Annotated in this window: 14 protein-coding genes; 3 read left to right on the plus strand and 11 right to left on the minus strand. The window is 63.8% G+C overall.

Annotation, left to right across the window (positions count from 1 at the left end; translation table 11 throughout):
* The 3 genes from EO136_RS17735 to EO136_RS17745 form a co-directional block, all read left to right on the plus strand.
* A partial coding sequence (locus EO136_RS17735) for a LysM peptidoglycan-binding domain-containing protein (protein WP_127145722.1) occupies positions 1 to 813 on the plus strand: 813 nt, incomplete at its 5' end.
* A 202-nt stretch (positions 814 to 1,015) separates the two neighbouring features.
* Positions 1,016 to 1,345, plus strand: a complete 330-nt coding sequence (locus EO136_RS17740; protein ID WP_206513363.1) for an ArsR/SmtB family transcription factor — start codon at positions 1,016 to 1,018, stop codon at positions 1,343 to 1,345.
* A 49-nt stretch (positions 1,346 to 1,394) separates the two neighbouring features.
* Positions 1,395 to 3,287, plus strand: a complete 1,893-nt coding sequence (locus EO136_RS17745) for an ABCB family ABC transporter ATP-binding protein/permease (protein WP_127145723.1) — start codon at positions 1,395 to 1,397, stop codon at positions 3,285 to 3,287.
* 201 nt (positions 3,288 to 3,488) lie between these two features.
* On the opposite strand, the gene EO136_RS17750 is transcribed toward EO136_RS17745, so the two are convergent.
* The 11 genes from EO136_RS17750 to EO136_RS17795 all read right to left on the minus strand — a co-directional run bounded on the left by EO136_RS17750 (position 3,489) and on the right by EO136_RS17795 (position 18,358).
* Positions 3,489 to 6,863, minus strand: coding sequence for an efflux RND transporter permease subunit (locus tag EO136_RS17750; RefSeq protein ID WP_127145724.1), 3,375 nt, complete (start codon positions 6,861 to 6,863; stop codon positions 3,489 to 3,491).
* A 4-nt stretch (positions 6,864 to 6,867) separates the two neighbouring features.
* Positions 6,868 to 8,052 (minus strand): efflux RND transporter periplasmic adaptor subunit, encoded by a 1,185-nt coding sequence (locus EO136_RS17755; RefSeq protein WP_127145725.1) that lies wholly within the window; start codon positions 8,050 to 8,052, stop codon positions 6,868 to 6,870.
* Positions 8,053 to 8,164: 112 nt separating this feature from the next.
* Positions 8,165 to 8,731: a PadR family transcriptional regulator gene (locus tag EO136_RS17760; protein ID WP_127145726.1), complete on the minus strand. Its 567-nt coding sequence runs from the start codon at positions 8,729 to 8,731 to the stop codon at positions 8,165 to 8,167.
* A 172-nt stretch (positions 8,732 to 8,903) separates the two neighbouring features.
* Positions 8,904 to 9,791: a carboxylating nicotinate-nucleotide diphosphorylase gene (gene nadC, locus EO136_RS17765; protein ID WP_127145727.1), complete on the minus strand. Its 888-nt coding sequence runs from the start codon at positions 9,789 to 9,791 to the stop codon at positions 8,904 to 8,906.
* Entirely contained in the window at positions 9,788 to 10,957 is a 1,170-nt protein-coding gene (locus EO136_RS17770) for an alpha-hydroxy acid oxidase (RefSeq protein WP_127145728.1), read from the minus strand. The genes nadC and EO136_RS17770 overlap by 4 nt, the downstream gene beginning before the upstream one ends.
* A 132-nt stretch (positions 10,958 to 11,089) precedes the next feature.
* Complete coding sequence (locus EO136_RS18690; protein ID WP_164730682.1) at positions 11,090 to 11,236, minus strand: hypothetical protein; 147 nt, start codon at positions 11,234 to 11,236, stop codon at positions 11,090 to 11,092.
* A 64-nt stretch (positions 11,237 to 11,300) separates the two neighbouring features.
* Positions 11,301 to 12,560, minus strand: coding sequence for an NAD(P)/FAD-dependent oxidoreductase (locus tag EO136_RS17775; protein WP_127145729.1), 1,260 nt, complete (start codon positions 12,558 to 12,560; stop codon positions 11,301 to 11,303).
* Positions 12,561 to 12,630: 70 nt separating this feature from the next.
* Entirely contained in the window at positions 12,631 to 14,484 is a 1,854-nt protein-coding gene (locus EO136_RS17780; protein WP_127145730.1) for an extracellular solute-binding protein, read from the minus strand.
* A 70-nt stretch (positions 14,485 to 14,554) separates the two neighbouring features.
* A complete protein-coding gene (locus EO136_RS17785) occupies positions 14,555 to 16,162 on the minus strand; it encodes an ABC transporter ATP-binding protein (RefSeq protein ID WP_127145731.1) in 1,608 nt (535 codons plus the stop codon).
* A 4-nt stretch (positions 16,163 to 16,166) separates the two neighbouring features.
* Entirely contained in the window at positions 16,167 to 17,261 is a 1,095-nt protein-coding gene (locus EO136_RS17790) for an ABC transporter permease (RefSeq protein ID WP_127145732.1), read from the minus strand.
* Complete coding sequence (locus EO136_RS17795; RefSeq protein WP_127145733.1) at positions 17,261 to 18,358, minus strand: microcin C ABC transporter permease YejB; 1,098 nt, start codon at positions 18,356 to 18,358, stop codon at positions 17,261 to 17,263. Before EO136_RS17795 ends, EO136_RS17790 begins: the two co-directional genes overlap by 1 nt.
* Positions 18,359 to 18,476: the final 118 nt, after the last annotated feature.

Consider the following 18,476-nt stretch of genomic DNA (forward strand, 5'->3'; position numbering starts at 1 on the left):
CCTGCCGAGCCCGAACAGGTCGCCGAGCCGATGACTGATGAGCCTGTGAGTGAGCCCGAGGCTCCCGCTGAGCCTGATCCCGCGATGGACATGGCCGAGGAGACCGCTGAGCCCGAGGCCGAGGCACCTGTTGAGCCGGCACCGGTCGATGAGCCTGTGAGTGAGCCCGGGGCTCCCGCCGAGCCTGCTCCTGCGATGGAGATGGCCGAGCAGACCGCCGAGCCTGAAGTGGAGAGCCCTGTCGAGACGGCACAGGTCGACGAGTCCATGACTGACGAAGAGCCCGTGAGCGAGCCGGAGGCTCCCGTTGAGCCCACTCCCGCGATGGAAATGGCTGAGGACACCGCCGAGCCTGAGATAGAGGCCCCTGTCGAGCCCGCGCCGGTCGATGAGCCGATGGCTGATCAGCCTGTGAGCGAGCCCGAAGCCCCGGCTGAACCGGCTCCTGCCATGGAGATGGCCGAGGAAGCCGCCGAGCCTGAGGTCGAAACGCCTGCCGAGCCGGCAGCCGAGCCCGAAGCGCCAGCCGAACCTATGGCCGAGCCTGCCGATGAGGATGAGGTACCCACTCTGGTCGGTGTGCGCGAAGGGGACAGGGTCGTCTCCGGCAGTGCGATCATCCGGCGGGGCGACAATCTCTGGACCATTGCCCGTCGGGTTTACGGGCAGGGTATTCGGTACACGCAGATCTTCGAGGCCAATACAGATCAGATTCGCAATCCTAACCTCATCTACCCGGGCCAGATCTTCGATCTGCCGGGAACCGATGCGGTCATCGGGGATATGCCCGACGATCAGGCTTCGGACAAATAGGCTGAACCACCCTGATGCACATCTAAAAGGCGCTGCTACTGGCAGCGCCTTTTTCACATGAAGATGCCGGTGTTTGCGAACTGGAAAAGTGCCCCGGCCTGACAAGGCGCCCTCTGGGACAGGCATTTTCCGCGAAACGCTCATGCAGCTTGCATCCTTGAGCGGCATCTTTTATCGTCATTTTACGATGAAAGATGCCGCCATGAACACCGAAGAACTTTCCGCCGTGATGCGCGCGCTCGGGCATCCGGTCAGGCTTGAAATCTTGCGCATCCTTTCGGGGCGCGGCACCCATTGCTGCTGCAACGACCTCACCTCCTGCCTTTCGCTGGCTCAGAGCACGGTGTCCCAGCATCTCAAGGTGCTTCTCGACGCCGGTGTCATCGAGCGCCGGGCCCAGGGCACCCGAAACAACTACCAGGTGTGCGTCGACCGGCTCTCCGCCTTCGCGGCAGCCACCGGCAGCTATTGCGACGAGTTGGCCGCGCCGGCGGCCTCATCTTGCGTGCAGGGGCTGGACCGCGCGTCGTGACGCCGACGGGCTGACCGGCGACAAACCGAAATTTCAGGAAGGGCCACAGATGGCTGACACGCAACGCTCGGTCAGTGCCGATCAGGGCGCGCTCGTATCCACGATCCGCAATCTTTGGGCCTATATCTGGCCGGCGGATCGTCCCGACCTGCGCCGGCGCGTCATGCTGGCCATCGGGGCGCTGGCGCTGGCCAAGGTGGCCTCCACCCTTGTGCCCTTTGCCTATAAGGGGATCGTCGACACGCTCGACACGAGCGGCCCGGACGCGGCGCTTATTCTGGGGCTTTCGATCCCGCTCATCCTGGTCATCGCCTATGGCATCGGCCAGATCGTTGACACCGGCTTCCAGCAATTGCGCGACATCCTGTTCGCCAGCGTCGGCCAGAACGCGGTCCGTCGGCTCGCGCACCGCACGTTCAAGCACATGCACCGGCTCTCGCTGCGCTTCCATCTGGCGCGGCGCACGGGCGGGCTGAGCCGGGTGATCGAGCGCGGCACCAAGGGCATAGAGACGGTGGTGCGCTTCACCATGCTCAACACCGCCCCCACCGTGGTCGAATTCGTAATCGTAGGGGCCATCTTCGCCTGGCTGTTCGGGTTTTCCTATCTTGCAGTGCTGGTCGTGATGATCGGGGCCTACCTCGTTTTCACCGTGCAGGCGTCCAACTGGCGCATCGCCATCCGGCGCGACATGAACGAGAGCGACACCGACGCCAACGCCAAGGCCATCGACAGCCTGCTCAATTTCGAGACCGTGAAATATTTCGGCAATGAGGAGCTCGAAGCCCGTCGCTTCGATGGCGCCATGGAAGGATACGAGCGCTCCGCCACCCGCATCTGGACCTCGCTCGGCCTGCTCAATCTGGGGCAGGGCGTTATCTTCTGGATCGGCATGGTCGTGCTCTCGCTCATGTCCGCCTGGGGCGTGATGAACGGCGACCTGACAGTCGGCGATTTCGTTTTGCTCAACACCTTCATGATGCAGATCCAGCGGCCCCTCAACCAGATCGGCTTCGTCTATCGGGAAATCCGCCAGTCGCTCGCCGATATCGAGACCATGTTCGCGCTGCTCGACCAGCCGCCCGAGATCGAGGACGCGCCCGATGCTCGCCCGCTGGCCATCTCCGGGCCGGTGCTCCGGTTCGACGACGTGCACTTTCATTACGATCCGGACCGGCCCATCCTGCGCGGCGTCAGCTTCGAGGTGCCCGCCGGCAAGACCATCGCCGTGGTCGGGCCCTCGGGGGCGGGCAAATCGACCATCTCGCGGCTGATCTTCCGGTTCTACGATGCGATCGAGGGCCGGATCGAGATCGACGGACAGGATGTCCGGTCGGTTACCCAGCAATCGCTGCGCGCCGCCGTGGGCATGGTCCCGCAGGATACCGTGCTCTTTAACGACACCATCGCCTACAATATCGGCTATGGCCGGCCCGACGCCTCGCGTGAGGAGATCGCCGAAGCCGCCCGCATGGCCCAGATCGGCGGCTTCATAGAAATGCTGCCCCAAGGGTTCGATACCCAGGTGGGCGAGCGCGGGCTCAAGCTCTCGGGCGGGGAAAAGCAGCGCGTGGCCATCGCGCGCACCATCCTCAAGGCACCGCCGATCCTCATTCTCGACGAGGCCACGTCCGCCCTCGATACTCATACCGAGCAGGAAATCCAGACGGCGCTCGAGGCGGTCTCGAGAGGGCGGACGACCCTCGTCATCGCGCACCGCCTGTCCACCGTGGTCAACGCAGACGAGATCATCGTCCTCAAGGAAGGCCGGGTCGCCGAGCGCGGGACCCATGTTTCGCTTCTGGCCGACAACGGCCTTTACGCCCAGATGTGGAACCGCCAGCGCGAGGCCGCAGAGGCCACCGAGCGCCTGCGCGCCGCCCAGACCGATCCCGACGGATACGTCATCCGCCAGCCCGCGCCCCAGCCGGGCGAACATTAGAGCATATCCTGTTCTGATTGAATCAGAACAGGTGCTCTAAGTCTCTGATTTGTCGCGTGTCCGAACCGGAAAAGTGTTTCCACTTTTTCTGGAAACGCTCCAAGCGCCTACCGAAGTCGCCCATGAAAATGCCCGCTCCCCATCTCTGGGGAGCGGGCGGACTGACGGCTTTGGAGGACAGCCAGTCTTTGGGTTCGCCGCCTATTCGGCAGCCTGGCGGGACACCACGGTCACGCCGTTCTTTTCCTTTTCGACCAGTCCGGTGGTATCGGCCGGTTCGTCTCCCAGCCCGTCTGCGGTTTGCGCCGCAAGCGGGGCCTGATGCTCATCGGGCACCTCTACCCGACTTCCATCGGGGGTGGTCGCTTTGGTGGGGCGCCTGAACAGCCCGACGATCGACGCCATCAGCCCGCCCAGAGCCCTCTTGATGGCCCCCAATTGTCTTGCCCAGAGCGTCGGCGCGGCCAGCATCACAGGAACCACGATCAGCGTCAGGACCGTAGAGAAGGTCAGTCCCGAAATCACCGCGGTGGTGAGCTGGGACCACCAGGCCCCCGAGAGGCCGTTGATTTCCAGCGTTCTGTTGAAGAAGTCGAAGTTGATTCCCGCAGCCATCGGGACCAGCCCCATGACGGTGGTAATGGTGGTCAGCATGATCGGGCGCAGACGCTGTGCCGCGGTCATCAACGTCGCCGTGATCGCTTCCACGCCCTCTTCGCGCAGGCGATTGAACGTGTCGATCAGGATGATCGAGTTGTTCACCACGATGCCCGCCAGGGAGATGACGCCAATACCGGTCATGATGGCCGAGAACGACTGTCCGGTCACCAGCATCCCCAGTACCACGCCGGCCGTGGACATAAGCACGGTCGAGAGCGTCAGGAACACCTGATAGAAGCTGTTGAACTGCGTGAGCAGGATCAGGAACATCAGGAACAGCACGCCGACGCCGGCCTGACTCAGGAACTCGGTTGTCTCGGCGGTCTGCTCGTCGGCGCCGCCGAACTCGAAGGTTACCCCATCGGCCCAGTCCTGGCCGTCGATCCAGGCCCGCAACTCCTCGACCCTCTCGAGCGCCATCACCGGTTCGCCGGTCTCGGGGTTGGTCCCTTCGACATTGGCCAGCACGCTCATGGTGTAGAGCCCGTTGGTACGCGAGATGTCGGCCACCGTGGGCACCGCCTCGCGGCTGATGAAGTTCGAGACCGGAACCAGGCCCTGCGGGGTGACGATGCGTAGCGAATCCAGCGCGTCGAACGTCCGCTGGTCCTGGGGCAGGCGCACCACGATATCGAGCGACTCGCTGACATCCTCGGGCCGGTAGGTGCCGATGGTAACGCCCGAGGTCACGAGCTGTACGTATGGCGAGAGTTCTCTCACGCCCACGCCGAACCGTGCGGCCTGCTCGCGGTCTACGGTCACCAGCCAGTCTATACCCGGCAGGGCCCGTCCATCCTCGACATCAGTGGTGTTGCCCAGCTCGTTCTCGACGAAATCGCGTACCTGCTCCACTGCCGGAACCAGGTCATCGAGCCGGGTGGTCTCGACTCGCACGTTGATGTCCTTGCCTGCAGGGGGGCCGCCCTCGAGCCCGGAAACTTCGACCCCGATGCCCGAAATATCGGCGGTGCGGGCGCGAATTTCCTCAAAGATCTGTTCGGCCGGAAGCCGGTCCTTCCAGGCTGCGAGCTCGAGCTGGAAATTGCCGATGGTATCGGGCGGGACCGTGCCGAGCGCGCCGGTCGACCCGAAGTTCATGACGATTTCCTTGATCCCGGAAACCGGAAGGATCGCCTCTTCCACCTCGATCAGCATGTCGCGGACCTCGACCGGCGAGTAATTGCCGATGCCCGTCACCGCCACCGTGCCGTATTCGGGTTCGGTCACGGGGAAGGCGACGACGCCCGTGGGATTGGCCGCATAGGCGGTAAAGATCGCTCCGATGCTTCCGACCATCAATACGAGCACGAGGATGGGGTGCCGGATCGAGAAGGCCAGAACCCTCAGATAAGCGCCCACCGGGCCCTTCATGTTGCGGTGGTCGAAGGTTGCCGCGCCCTGGGCGCTGAGCATCTTGGCCTTTTCCTGTTCTTCTTCGCTCACCTTCCAGCGCGCGATGATCCCGCCCACGACGGGGATGAAGATCATGGACGTGATGAGCGAAGCGGTCAGGGTCACGATGACCATGATCGGGAAATAGCTCATGAAGCGCCCGATGATCCCCGGCCAGAGCAGGAGGGGCAGGAACGCCGCGATCGTGGTGGCCATCGACGACAGGATCGGTACGAACATCAGCCGCGCCGCGCGGATGAACGCTTCCTTGCGCGACATGCCCTCGGAAATCTTGCGGACCGCGTACTCAACCATGACCACGGCGCTATCGACCAGCATGCCCACCGTCAGCACCAGGCCGAACATGATCATCATGTTCACCGTGATGCCCAGCATCTGCAGGATGAAAAAGCTCGTCATGAACGAGACGGGGATCGACAGCCCGATCAGAAGGGCAGGGCGCAGGCCCAGAAGTGCCACGGCAACGATCATTACCAAGACGATGGCGGTCATCACCGAGTTCTCGAGGCTGAGCAGCATTTCCTCCGCGGAAACGGCCTGGTCGAGCACATAGCTCACCTGCACCGCCGCCGGCCAGTCTGCGGTCACCCGCTCGACGGTTTCCCGCACCAGCCGCGAGTTCTCGATGATATTGGTGCCGGTCGCCTTGTTGACCCCAAGGATCAGCGCAGGTGCCCCGTTGACGCGGGTGAACTCGGTAGCGTCCTTGAACGTCCTGTTGATGGTCGCCACGTCCGAGAAGGTGATGACGGTGCCATCCACCGATTTGAGCGGCAGCGTCTGCACGTCCTGGGCGCTCGAGATCAGCCCGGGCACTTCGATGTCGAAGCGGCCCTGGCCGGTGTCGAGCGAACCGGCGGGAACGATCAGGTTGTTGCGTGCCAGCGCATCGAAGAGCTCATTGGTGGTCAGGTTGTAGGATTCGAGCCGCAACTGGTCGACCACGACTTCGAGCACTTCTTCACGCGCGCCCGAGAGCGTGACGTCGCGGGCCGTGGACACATTGTTCTCAAGTTCGTCCTGAAGCTCCTCTGCATACCGGGTCAGCGTGCGTTCGGGCACGTCCCCGAACACCGAGACGGTGATGGTGGGGAAGCCTTGGATGTCGATCTCGTTGACCGTGGGATCGTCGGCATCGCTGGGAAGCTGGGACCGCACGCGCTCGACACGCTCGCGCGTGTCGCTCATCGCCTGATCCTTGTCGAAGTTGATGTCGAACTCGAGGAAGATCGAGGCGTGGCCGGTGGTCGCAGTCGAGCTGATATTGGCCAGCCCGTCGAGGTCGCGCAGTTCCTGCTCGATGGGCCGGGCGAGCATCTGTTCCGCGTCGCGTGGGGAAACGCCGGTCATCGAGGCCGAAACGTAGAGATACGGCACGTCGATGTTCGGCATGCTCTCCTTGGGGAGATTGATATAGGCCGAGACGCCTGCGAACAACAACACCACCATGACAGTGAGCACGGTTCGCGGTCGGCGCAGGGTCGCTTCTAGGAAATTGATCATCGGATCAGGCCCCTTCGCCTTCCCGCGTTGCGGTCACGGTCTGACCGGTCTGAACATATTCTTGTCCGACGGTAATGATGTCGGTGGTCTCGGGCAGCCCGGTCACCCACACGCCTTCCCGCGTGTCGCGGACGATCTGCACGGGGTAGAACGCGACGACATCCCCTTCCACCGCGTTCACACCCATGACGCCCTCGGCGTCGAGAGTGAGGACCGACTGCGGAATGAGGTGGGCCTGGATCGCGGGCAATTGCACCACGGCTTCGGCGGTCACCCCGTCTCGGATCGCGCCATCGGAATTGGCCATCTCGATCTCGATCGCGAAGGTCCGGGTCTGCTCGTTGGCGCGCGAGGCGACGTACCGCACCGTGCCGGTCACTTCCTGCCCGGTCACGGTGGTGATGGTCGCCTCCTCGCCCGGCGCCAGCGTGCCGACGCGCGCTTCGGCGATGTCGCCCATGAAAAGCATTGGATCGAGCTGGACGATCGTGGCGCATTCCCCGCCGGCCGACAGGCTGTCGCCTACCGTGGCCAGCGGATCCTGGATGATCCCGGAAACTTCTGCATGGATTTCGGTGCGCTCCAGTTCGGCCAGCGCTTCGTCGTAATTGGCTTCCGCCGAGCGTAGCGCCACTTCAAACTGGCGGCCCGAATTGGCCGGTGCCACGCCCCGTTCACGCAATTGCTGGTTGTTCTCGAGATCGGCCCGGGCCTGCTCGAGCTGGGCTTCGGCGGTGGTCAACCTGACCTGCCGTGTGCCCTGGTCGAGCGTGCACAGCAGATCGCCAGCCTCAACACTCTGGCCCTTGGTGAAATTCACCTCCTGCACCGTGCCGTTGGTTTCGGCGCGCGAGGCGATCACGGCATTGGCCTGGGTGCGACCGCGCAGATTGACGACCACCGGCATTTCCTGGGCCTGAAAGCCACGTATGCGCACGCTCTGGACCGGAGCTTGTTCTTCTTCGACCACAGCGACGACCTCGGCCTCGGCCTCTTCCTCGGGCTGGATCACTCCGATCGTTTCGAGAAAGCCGCGCAGCGGGCCGTCGTTGCCGTCCACGGCTTCCACCAGCGGCTGCTCGCCCTGGCCTTCACCCTGTCCACCCTCGATCAGGGTGCCGCTGATCATCCAGAGCCCAATGCCCAGAACGATGAGAAATGCGAGAAAATATGACCTGAAAAAACGCATCCGAGCGTCCCTGAAAATCGCAGCCCCAAGGGAGTGGGGCGCCTGGTATTCCAAAATTGGTGTAATAGACCACTAATACACAAGCACTCGTGGCGCAAGACGGTCTGCGCGGCTACTCTGCAGCCGCAGCCAAACCGTCACTGTCTCTGGCTGAACCGATCAGCGTTTCCATGTTGCCCTCAAGATGCTCAAGAGCGGCCGTGAGGCAAGCCAGCCCATAGCCTAGCACCCATGCGTCATTGGCATGGCTGTTCTTGCGATCGCCTGCCACCGTCTCGCGCATCTCGGTCAATTCCCCGATTTCGCTACGCAGTTGATCCCGCCGCTCGTCCACGCGCCTTCGCACCAGCTCCGAAGGAAGCAGATGCGCAAAGCGCGCGAACAGAAGGAAGGGGCTGCGGAACACGTCCTCACCCAAGGGCTCGCTGAGCGCCTCGATGAAGGCTTCCCGGCCCGCTTCGGTGATCGCATATATTTTCTTGGACGGTTTTCCTGCCTGGTGTGCGACCCGGCTTTCCACCAGCCCCTCTTCCTCGAGCCGGGCGAGGGCCGGGTAGATCGAGCCGAAACTGGCCTCCACGAAGTAGGAACACTCCCCTTCGGTGCACATCTTCCGGATTTCGTATCCGCTGGCCTCCCGCTCATGCAGGATCGAAAGGCAGAGAGTTCTGACGTTCATGGGCTTCTCGGCAACCATATATCGGGCGTGAATATGCTGAGCATATATATACTCGCTCGCAAGGCTGCAAGATGTACGCAACGATCTGCGCTCCCGGATCAACCCGGAGCCACCGAAAATGGTTAGCGAAGTGTTGGGCGACAAATCACGGACTTGGCGCTCCCGTTCTGATTCAATCAGAACGGGACATGCTGTGTCCGATGGCGATATCGAGCCCGATGTCGAGCGGGACGGATGCCGCGGTGATCCGGCTGGTGGAGATGAAATTCACCCCGGTTTCCGCTATCGCCCGGACGGTCTCCTGCGTCACATTGCCCGAGGCTTCGAGCTTGGCCCGCCCGCCAGTCATCCCCACGGCGCGCCTGAGGGTATCCACATCCATGTTGTCGAGAAGGACCGCGTCGGCCCCGGCATCCAGCGCCTCGGCGAGCTGGTCGAGCGTATCGACCTCGATCTCGACGGCGACCAGATGGCCGGCAAAGGCCCGCGCCGCCGCCAGCGCGGCACCGACGCCGCCCGCAACGGCAATATGGTTGTCCTTGATCAGGATCGCGTCCGATAGCCCGAACCGGTGATTCTGGCCGCCGCCGCATTTCACTGCGTATTTTTCCAGCGCCCGCAGCCCCGGCGTGGTCTTGCGCGTGCAGCAGATGCGGGCGCCCGTGCCCTCGATCAGATCGACAAAGCGTCGGGTCAGCGATGCGACGCCGCTCATGTGGGTGAGGAAGTTGAGCGCGGTGCGCTCTGCCGCCAGGACCGCGCGGGCGTTGCCCGAGACCTCCAGCAGCACCTGGCCCGGGGTTATGGCCTCGCCATCGCTGGCCATCACCGTTACGCGCGGAGCGCCGCCGATCTGGGCGAATGCGGACCGGGCGCAGTCGAACCCGCATACCACGCCGCCCGAGCGCGCAACCATGCGGGCGGTCGCGACCGCGTCGGGCGCGATGGTCGCCTGGCTGGTGAGGTCGCCGGCCTGGCCCAGATCTTCGGCCAGCGCCAGCCGGACCGCGGCCTCGACGATATGGACCGGCAGGGCAGGCGGATGGGCGGAAACGCTCATGCGCGCCGGCTCTGGAAGATGTCGGGATCGAGCAGATTGTGCCGTCCCACATTGCGCACGTCGCGCTCACCGCATAGCGCCATCGTGGTGTCGAGTTCGGTCCGGATGATCTCAAGCGCGCGCTTCACGCCCGGCTTGCCGCCAGCGCCCAGTCCATAGAGCCATGGCCGGCCCACATAGACACCCTTGGCGCCGAACGCGAGCGCGCGCAGCGCGTCCTGCCCGGACCGGATGCCCCCGTCCATATGCACTTCCATACGATCCCCGACCGCATCGACGATCGCCGGCAGGGCCGAGATCGAGGAGGGGGCACCATCGAGCTGGCGGCCACCATGGTTCGAGACGATGATGGCATCGGCGCCCGCGTCGGCGGCCAGCCGCGCGTCTTCGGGGTCCATGATGCCCTTGAGGATCACCTTGCCGCCCCAGCGCTCCTTGATCCACTCGAGATCCTTCCAGTCGAGGTGCGGATCGAACTGCTCGGCCGTCCAGGCCGAGAGCGAGGAGAGGTCCGTCACGCTCTTGGCGTGGCCCACGATGTTGCGGAAGGTGCGCCTCTTGGTGCCCAGCATCGAGAAGCACCAGCGCGGGCGGGTGACGAGCTGCAGCATCGAGTTGAGATTGAATTTCGGGGGCGCGGACAGCCCGTTGCGCAGATCCTTGTGCCTCTGGCCCAGGATCTGCAGGTCAAGCGTGATCACCAGCGCCGAACAGTTCGCCGCCTTGGCCCGGTCGATCAGATTGGCCACGAAGTCCTTGTCACGCATCACATAGAGCTGGAACCAGAACGGCTTGCCGCCGATCGCCTCGGACACGTCCTCGATCGAACAGATGCTCATGGTCGAGAGCGTGAAGGGAATGCCCATCTCGGTCGCCACCTGGGCGCCCAGCATTTCGCCATCGGGGTGCTGCATGCCCGAAAGCCCGGTCGGCGCTATGGCCAGAGGCATCGAGACGTCCTGCCCGATCATCGCGCTCTTGAGCGAACGGTCGGTCATGTCCACGGCCACCCGCTGGCGGAAAAGCACTTTGGCGTAGTCGCTCTCGTTGGAGCGGTAGGTGCCCTCGGTCCATGAGCCCGAATCCGCATAGTCAAAGAACATCCGCGGCACCCGCCGTCGGGCCTGCTCCTTGAGGTCGGCGATGGTCAGCGCGTTGGTGGTCATGGAGCCCCCGGTCAAGAATGCGACACAGCGCGTCTGGCGCGCGGCGCAATCCATAGCGCGGCAGACGGCCGGGGAAAAGACGTCTGCCGCAAATGGTCGCGGCCATCACGGCCGCCCGGGTCTATTGGAGCGTCAGTTGCCCTCGACCGAGAGCCCTTCTTCGTTGATCTCGACCTGAACGCCCGAAGGCTCGCTTTCCTGCTGATAGACGTAGATTCCCAGCCCGATGACCACCACGATCAGCGCGCCGAGAAGAATGTAGAGGGTGTTCCTGTTCATTGCAGGCTCCAATGGCTTTAAGTAATGCCGCACAACGCGTTGGTCGATAAGTCGGTTCCGCTTCTCAGCGCCCGTAGCTGCCCCGGAAGCGTTCCATGGCAAACGGGGAGATGTCGATCGCGGGCCTGGTTCCGGTCATGGCCTCCGAAAGCAGCCGTCCGGTGGCCGGGCCGAGCGTAAACCCGTGATGGGCGTGCCCGATCGCGGCCCACAGGCCCTTGTGCCTGGGCGCCGGGCCGATGATCGGCATCATGTCGGGCGTGCAGGGCCGCGCGCCCTTCCAGGGTTCGGGATCGAGGCGGTCGCCGAGCGGGAACAGCTTGCGCGCCTCGGCCTCGGCCTTGCCGAGCTGGATCGGGGTGGGTGCGGAATCCCGGTGCGCGAACTCCGCCCCGGTCGTCAGCCTTATCCCCTGTGTCATGGGCGCGAGGAGATAGCCGACCTCCGTGTCGAGAATCCAGGTGTTGAGCTTGGCCTCGCCGCGCGTGCCGTAATGCATGTGGTAGCCGCGCTTGACGAACAGCGGCAGCCGATAGCCCAGCGGCTCGAGAACCTCCGGTGCCCAGGGCCCGAGCGCCACCACGGCCTCGCGGCCCTCGGCAAGGGAATTGGCCGTGCGCACGCTCCAGCCTTCGCCATCGGTCTCCAGCGAGTCGATCCGATCGTTGAGGAACGTGCCGCCGAGCGATTTGAAAAGTTCGAAATAGGCGCTGACCAGCGCGCCGGGATTGCGGATGGTCCAGGGGTCCTGCCAGTGGATCGCGCCGGCCAGCCCCTTCTTGAGGTCGGGCTCGCGGCGCTCGAGTTCCGCGCCCTCGATCTGAGAGCTGTTGATCCCGAACTGCTCGTGGTCGGCCCGCGCCTTGGCCGCGTCGCGCCGCAGGGCCTCTGCGGTGCGGTAGACGAACATCCAGCCCTTGCGCACGACCAGATCGTCCGCACTCGCTGCCGCGATGAAATCGGCGTGCTCGTCGATGCTCATCCCGATCAGTGGCGCATAGCTCCGCACGATCTGCCGATAATTGCCGGGCGAGGATTTCCACCAATAGCGCAGCAGCGGTGGCGCAAAGCGCGGCAGCGCCAGCGGATCGTACCGCGCAGCGGTCGAAAGGTGCAGCCCCACCTGCATCAGCGTCGAAAGGTCCCGCGGGAAGGTGTGGGGGCGCACGCCCTCGCGCTGGATCACCCCGGCATTGCCGTAGGAGGTTTCGCGCCCGGGCTCGCGCCGGTCGACGATCAGAACCGACCGGCCCCTGCGCAGAAGGTGGATGCCCGTGGATATGCCGACGATGCCGGCGCCCAGAATGATGACGTCGTGTTTCATGAGCCTGTTGTGCACCTGCGCGGACAAAAAGAAAAGCTCCGGCCCCTTTCGGAAGCCGGAGCCGGGCGTCCTAGCGGTTGCCGCCCGTGGCCGCCGCCTTTTCCTCGTCCCACCACCAGATATCGGGGAAACCGATCGCGTAATAGGGCAGCTCTTCGGGATGGGTGAACCGGTTCCAGCGCGCGGTTCGCATCTCGGTGCTTACGTAGCTGGGCACCACATAGTGGTTGGCCAGCAGCACCCGGTCGAGCGCCTTGGACGCCGCCTCGAGCGTTTCCCGATCCTCGGCAAAGATGATCCGGTCGATCAGCGCGTCGACGCCGGGGTCCGAGATGCCCGCATAATTGCGCGAGCTGTTCACATCGGCCGAGCTCGATCCCCAGAAATCGCGTTGCTCGTTGCCGGGCGACATGGACTGGGCCCAGGACTGGTAGATCACGTCGTAGTCGCGCGACCGGACCCGATTGACATATTGCGGGGAGTCCACGGTGCGCACCGAAACGTCGGCGCCGATCGCCTCGAGGTTGGATTCGAGATGGATCGCGATGGGCTCGAGCAGGGGGCCGTTCAACAGGATCTCGAAGCTGAACTGGTTGCCATCGGCATCGACCAGCCGGTTGCCATCGAGCATATAGCCCGCCTCGCCGAAGAGTCGCAGCGCCTCGCGCAGATTCTCGCGCGCGGCCTCCTCATTGCCGCCGACCGGGTTGGTGTATCGCTCGGTGAAGACCTCCTCGGGAACGAGGTCGCGAACCTCCTCGAGGATTTCCAGTTCCAGACCTTCGGGCAGGCCCTCATGGCGCAGCTCGGAGCCGTAGAAATAGGAATCCACACGCTCATAGAGCCCAAAGAAGATCGTCCGGTTCAACTCCTCGAAATCGAAGGCATAGTTCAGCGCCTCGCGCACCCTGGGGTCGGCGAACTGCTCGCGGCGCATGTTGGGCACGAAGCCGAACATCAGCCCGGCGCTGCGATAGGGCTCCTCGAATTCCTCGCGTACGATGCGGCCGTCCTCGACCGCGGGGAAGTCATAGGCAGTCGCCCACCGACGGGCGGTGTTTTCCAGCCACCAGTCGAACTCGTCGGCCTTGAAGGCCTCGAACATCACCGTGGTGTCGCGGAAATATTCAACCCTGTAGGTATCGAGATTGTAATGGCCCACATTGACCGGCTCGTCCCGGCCCCAATAGTCCGCCACCCGCTCATAGGTCACCGTGCGGCCCGGAACGAAGCTTTCGAGCCTGTAGGGCCCCGATCCCATGGGCGTCTCGAAGGTGGAAGCGCCGATATCGCGCGGCTCGCCGTCCTCGTTTTCCGCTTCCCACCAGTGCTTGGGCAGCACGAGCAACTGGCCCATGATATGGGGCAATTCGCGGTTGCCGGCTTCGTCGAACGAAAAGGTCACCTCGCGCTCGCCGGTGATCTCAACGTCCGTCACATTGGCATAATAGCTCTGGTAGAACGGGGAATGCTCTACCAGTGATTCAAAGGAAAACACCACGTCCTCGGGCGTCACCGGCTCGCCATCGTGCCAGCGCGCATCCGCGTCGAGCCTGTAGGTCACCGAGGAAAAATCGTCCGGGTAGCGCAGGGCCTCGGCCAGCAATCCGTACTGGGTGTAAAGCTCGTCCTGCGAACTGGACATCAGCGTTTCATAGACCAGCCCGAGCCCTGAGGCCGCCTGTCCTTCGGGCAGGATGGGATTGAACGAGTCGAACGTGCCCTGCGCCGAGAGCCTGACCGTGCCGGCCTTGGGCGCCTCGGGATTGACGTAGTCGAAATGCGCGAAGTCTTCGGCGTATTTGACTTCGCCGGTCAGTGAGGTCGCGTGCCGCCATTCTCCCTCATCCTGCGCGTACGCGGGCAGGGCGGCCGACAGCCCGCCGGCGGCGGCCAACAGCATGGCGAGGGGGGGGACGTTCATGGCGTTCGCTCTCCGGGCGGTGAATGAAAAGGGCACTTAATCAGCCCCCTGTGGTGAATTGTTGGCAGCTTCACTTGTCCGTGTCTTCCAGAGCGGCTGCAAGCAGGGTCTTGGTATACTCGTGTCGCGGATTGTCGAAGATCTCCACCGTCGGGCCGCGTTCGACCACCTTGCCATGGTGCATGACCAGCACATGGTCCGCCAGCGCCCGCACCACGCGCAGATTGTGCGAGATGAACAGATAGGTGAGCCCGCGCCGCTCCTGCAGATCGCGCAACAGCTTCACGATCTGGGCCTGCACGCTCATGTCCAGCGCCGATGTCGGCTCGTCCAGGACGATGAAATCGGGCTCGAGCACCAGCGCGCGCGCGATCGATATGCGCTGGCGCTGTCCGCCGGAGAATTCGTGCGGATAGCGGTCTGTGATCATGGGATCGAGCCCCACTTCCACCAGCGCTTTGCTCACGCTCTCGGCGCGTTCTATCCCCGAAAGGCGCGGTTTGTGAACCGCCAGCCCCTCGGCGATGATATCGCCCACCGTCATGCGCGGCGACAGTGATCCGAAGGGATCCTGGAAGACGATCTGCATGTCGGCCCGCAGGGGGCGCATCTGGCGGAAAGACCGGCCGGCGATATCGGTGCCCTGAAAGACGATGCGCCCGTCCGAGGGCAACAGGCGCAACAGCGCCAGCCCCAGCGTCGTCTTGCCTGACCCCGACTCCCCCACCACGCCCAGCGTCTGGCCCTTGAGGACGGAGAGCTCGATCCCGTCCACGGCCTTGACGTGCCCAATCGTCCGGCGGAAGAGCCCGCGCTTGATGGGAAACCAGACCTTGAGGTCTTGGGCGCTCATGATCGTCTCGCCGCTGCCCCGATGGGCGGGGGGCGGATCGGACAATTCGGACGACAGCAAATGGCGGGTATAGGGATGCTGGGGGTTAGCGAACAGCTCGGCGGTGGCGTTGCGCTCCACGATCTCTCCGTTCTGCATCACGCACACCTTGTCGGCCATGCGGCGCACGATCCCCAGGTCATGGGTTATGAAAAGCATCGCCATCCCCATGCGGCGCTGCACCGATTTCAACAGATCGAGGATCTGCGCCTGCACAGTCACATCCAGCGCGGTCGTTGGCTCGTCGGCGATCAGGAGGTCCGGCTCGTTGGCCAGAGCCATGGCGATCATGACCCGCTGGCGCTGCCCGCCGGAAAGCTGGTGGGGAAAGGAGCGCAGCCGGGTCTCGGGATCGGGAATGCCGACCGCATCGAGCAACTCGAGCACGCGCGTCCGGGCCGCGCTTTTCGAGAGCCCCAGATGGGTGAACAGCACCTCGCTCACCTGCTGCTCGATCGTGTGCACGGGATTGAGCGAGGTCATCGGCTCCTGAAAGATCATCGAGATCGCATTGCCGCGCACCTTGCGCAGTGCGCCCATGTCCGCCTTGAGCAGGTTCTGGCCCTTAAAGAGGATCTCGCCGGACGGGTGATGGGCCGCGGGGTATGGCAACAGCCGCAGCACCGAGAGTGCGGTCACCGACTTGCCCGATCCGGATTCACCCACCAGTGCCAGCGTTTCTCCCGGTGCGAGATCGAAGCTCACGCCGCGCGCAGCGGTCAGGTCTCCCCCTTCCATGCGGAAGGCGACGTCGAGATCGCGTACGCTGAGAAGGGGTGAGGCCATGGTCCTATCCGAAGGTCTTGCGCGGATCGAAGGCGTCGCGCACCGCTTCACCGGCAAAGACCAGCAGCGTGAGCATGATCGAAATCGAGAAAAAGCCCGTCAGCCCCAGCCAGGGTGCCTGGAGGTTGTTCTTGCCCTGGGCCAGCATCTCGCCCAGCGAAGGCGAGCCGGGCGGCAGGCCGAACCCCAGGAAGTCGAGCGATGTGAGCGTGCCGATCGAGCCCGCGAGCAGGAACGGCATGAACGTCACTGTCGCGACCATGGCATTGGGCAGAAGATGCTTGAACATGATCGCGATATTGCCGACTCCCAGCGCTCGCGCCGCGTTCACATACTCGAAATTGCGGCCGCGCAGGAATTCGGCGCGCACCACGCCCACCAGCGACACCCACGAGAACAGCAGCAATATGGTCATGAGCACCCAGAAGCTGGGCGCGATCACGCTCGAGATGATCAGCAGCAGGTAGAGCGAGGGGATCGAGGTCCATATCTCTATGAAGCGCTGGAACAACAGGTCCGTCCAGCCGCCGAAATAGCCCTGCACCGCCCCGGCCACGACCCCGACGATCGAGGACAGCACGGTGAGCGTCAACCCGAACAGGACGGAAATCCTGAACCCGTGCACCAGCCGCGCAAAGACGTCCCGGCCCTGATCGTCGGTGCCCAGGATATGGGTGTTGCCGAAGACGCATTGGGGGTCCTCCACGCCTTGGGAATAGCGCGAGCACACCTCGCTGCGCTCCATCATCCATGACGGGGGCGCGGGCGCGGGCACGGGCAGGGCGGAATTGACCGTGCGGTGCGAGTAGCGCACCAGCGGCCAGACCATCCAGCCATTGGCGTTGATCTCGTTCTGGATCGAGGTGGACCGGTACTGGGTGACCGCGAGGAACCCCCCGAACTTGGTTTCGGGATAATCGACGAGCAGCGGAAACAGGATCTCGCCCTTGTAGGACGCGATGATCGGCTTGTCGTTGGCCAGCAGCTCGGCAAACAGGGTCACCACGACCAGGATGAGGAATATCCACGCCGAGACATAGCCGCGTCGGTTGCGCTTGAAATTGGTCAGCCTGCGCTGGTTGATCGCCGAAAGCGCCATCAGACGTTCCGCGTCTCGAAATCGATCCGCGGATCGATCCACATATAGGTGAGGTCGGAGATCAGGCTGATGACCAGCCCCAGAAGCGAGAAGATGTAGAGCGTGGCAAAGACCACCGGATAATCCCGGTTGAGGATCGATTCAAACCCCAGGAGCCCCAGCCCGTCGAGCGAGAAGATGGTCTCGATCAACAGCGATCCCCCGAAGAAGGCGCCGATGAAGGCCCCGGGAAACCCAGCGATGATGATGAGCATCGCGTTGCGGAACACATGGCGATAGAGCACCCGGTTCTCGCTCAGCCCCTTGGCCCGGGCGGTCGTCACATATTGCTTGCGGATTTCATCGAGAAACGAGTTCTTGGTCAGAAGCGTCGTGGTGGCGAATGCGCCCAGCGCCATCGCGGTGATGGGCAGCGCCAGATGCCAGAAATAGTCGAGCACCTGCAGATGGAAGGGCAGGGAGGCAAAGTTCGGTGACGTCAGCCCGCGCAAGGGAAAAATCGACCAGAAGCTGCCCCCGGCAAACAGGACGATCAGAAGGATCGCGAACAGGAAGCCCGGGATCGCATAGCCGATGATCACGATACCGGACGTCCACACGTCGAACCGCGAGCCATCCCGCACCGCCTTGGCGATGCCCAGCGGGATCGAGATTCCATACGAAATTAGCGTCATCCAGAGCCCGAGCGAGATCGAGACCGGCATCTTCTCGAGCACGAGATCAATCACCGAGATGTCGCGATAATAGGACTCCCCGAAATCGAAGCGCACATAGTCCCAGATCATGGTGGCAAAGCGCTCATGGGCCGGGCGGTCGAACCCGTACTGGGCCTCGAGCTGAGCGATCAGCGCAGGCGGCAGGCCCTGCGATCCGCGATAGGCATTGCCGCTTTCCCCGCCATTGTCCGAGCCCGAAAAATCGCCCTCCACCGAACCGGTGACCCGCGCGGTGGCATCCACGTCCATGCCCTGGAACTGGGCGATCGCGCGCTCCACCGGCCCTCCGGGCGCGAACTGGACGACCACGAACGAGACGAGCATGATCCCGAACAGCGTGGGGATCATCAGCATCAGGCGGCGAAGGATATAGGCGCCCATTGCGTCTCCGGTTGGCACGGCGGCTCGATTCGCGTGCTACCTTGTCGGTTTTTGGCCGCGCTTCCAAGGGCATCTGGCGCCGGGCACGCAGATTTGAGTGCGGGCCGTTTCGTCCGGG

The sequence above is a fragment of the Pelagibacterium montanilacus genome (assembly GCF_003992665.1).
In the GTDB taxonomy this organism is placed as follows: Bacteria; Pseudomonadota; Alphaproteobacteria; order Rhizobiales; family Devosiaceae; genus Pelagibacterium; species Pelagibacterium montanilacus.

Excerpts from the sequence above, each read along its gene's own strand:
- EO136_RS18690 (WP_164730682.1), bottom strand. The coding sequence starts at position 11,236 with ATGAACAGGAACACCCTCTACATTCTTCTCGGCGCGCTGATCGTGGTG.
- EO136_RS17790 (WP_127145732.1), bottom strand. The coding sequence starts at position 17,261 with ATGGCGCTTTCGGCGATCAACCAGCGCAGGCTGACCAATTTCAAGCGC.
- EO136_RS17755 (WP_127145725.1), bottom strand. The coding sequence starts at position 8,052 with ATGCGTTTTTTCAGGTCATATTTTCTCGCATTTCTCATCGTTCTGGGC.
- EO136_RS17780 (WP_127145730.1), bottom strand. The coding sequence starts at position 14,484 with ATGAACGTCCCCCCCCTCGCCATGCTGTTGGCCGCCGCCGGCGGGCTG.
- EO136_RS17775 (WP_127145729.1), bottom strand. The coding sequence starts at position 12,560 with ATGAAACACGACGTCATCATTCTGGGCGCCGGCATCGTCGGCATATCC.
- EO136_RS17740 (WP_206513363.1), top strand. The coding sequence starts at position 1,016 with ATGAACACCGAAGAACTTTCCGCCGTGATGCGCGCGCTCGGGCATCCG.
- EO136_RS17745 (WP_127145723.1), top strand. The coding sequence starts at position 1,395 with ATGGCTGACACGCAACGCTCGGTCAGTGCCGATCAGGGCGCGCTCGTA.
- EO136_RS17785 (WP_127145731.1), bottom strand. The coding sequence starts at position 16,162 with ATGGCCTCACCCCTTCTCAGCGTACGCGATCTCGACGTCGCCTTCCGC.
- EO136_RS17770 (WP_127145728.1), bottom strand. The coding sequence starts at position 10,957 with ATGACCACCAACGCGCTGACCATCGCCGACCTCAAGGAGCAGGCCCGA.
- nadC (WP_127145727.1), bottom strand. The coding sequence starts at position 9,791 with ATGAGCGTTTCCGCCCATCCGCCTGCCCTGCCGGTCCATATCGTCGAG.
- EO136_RS17750 (WP_127145724.1), bottom strand. The coding sequence starts at position 6,863 with ATGATCAATTTCCTAGAAGCGACCCTGCGCCGACCGCGAACCGTGCTC.
- EO136_RS17795 (WP_127145733.1), bottom strand. The coding sequence starts at position 18,358 with ATGGGCGCCTATATCCTTCGCCGCCTGATGCTGATGATCCCCACGCTG.
- EO136_RS17760 (WP_127145726.1), bottom strand. The coding sequence starts at position 8,731 with ATGAACGTCAGAACTCTCTGCCTTTCGATCCTGCATGAGCGGGAGGCC.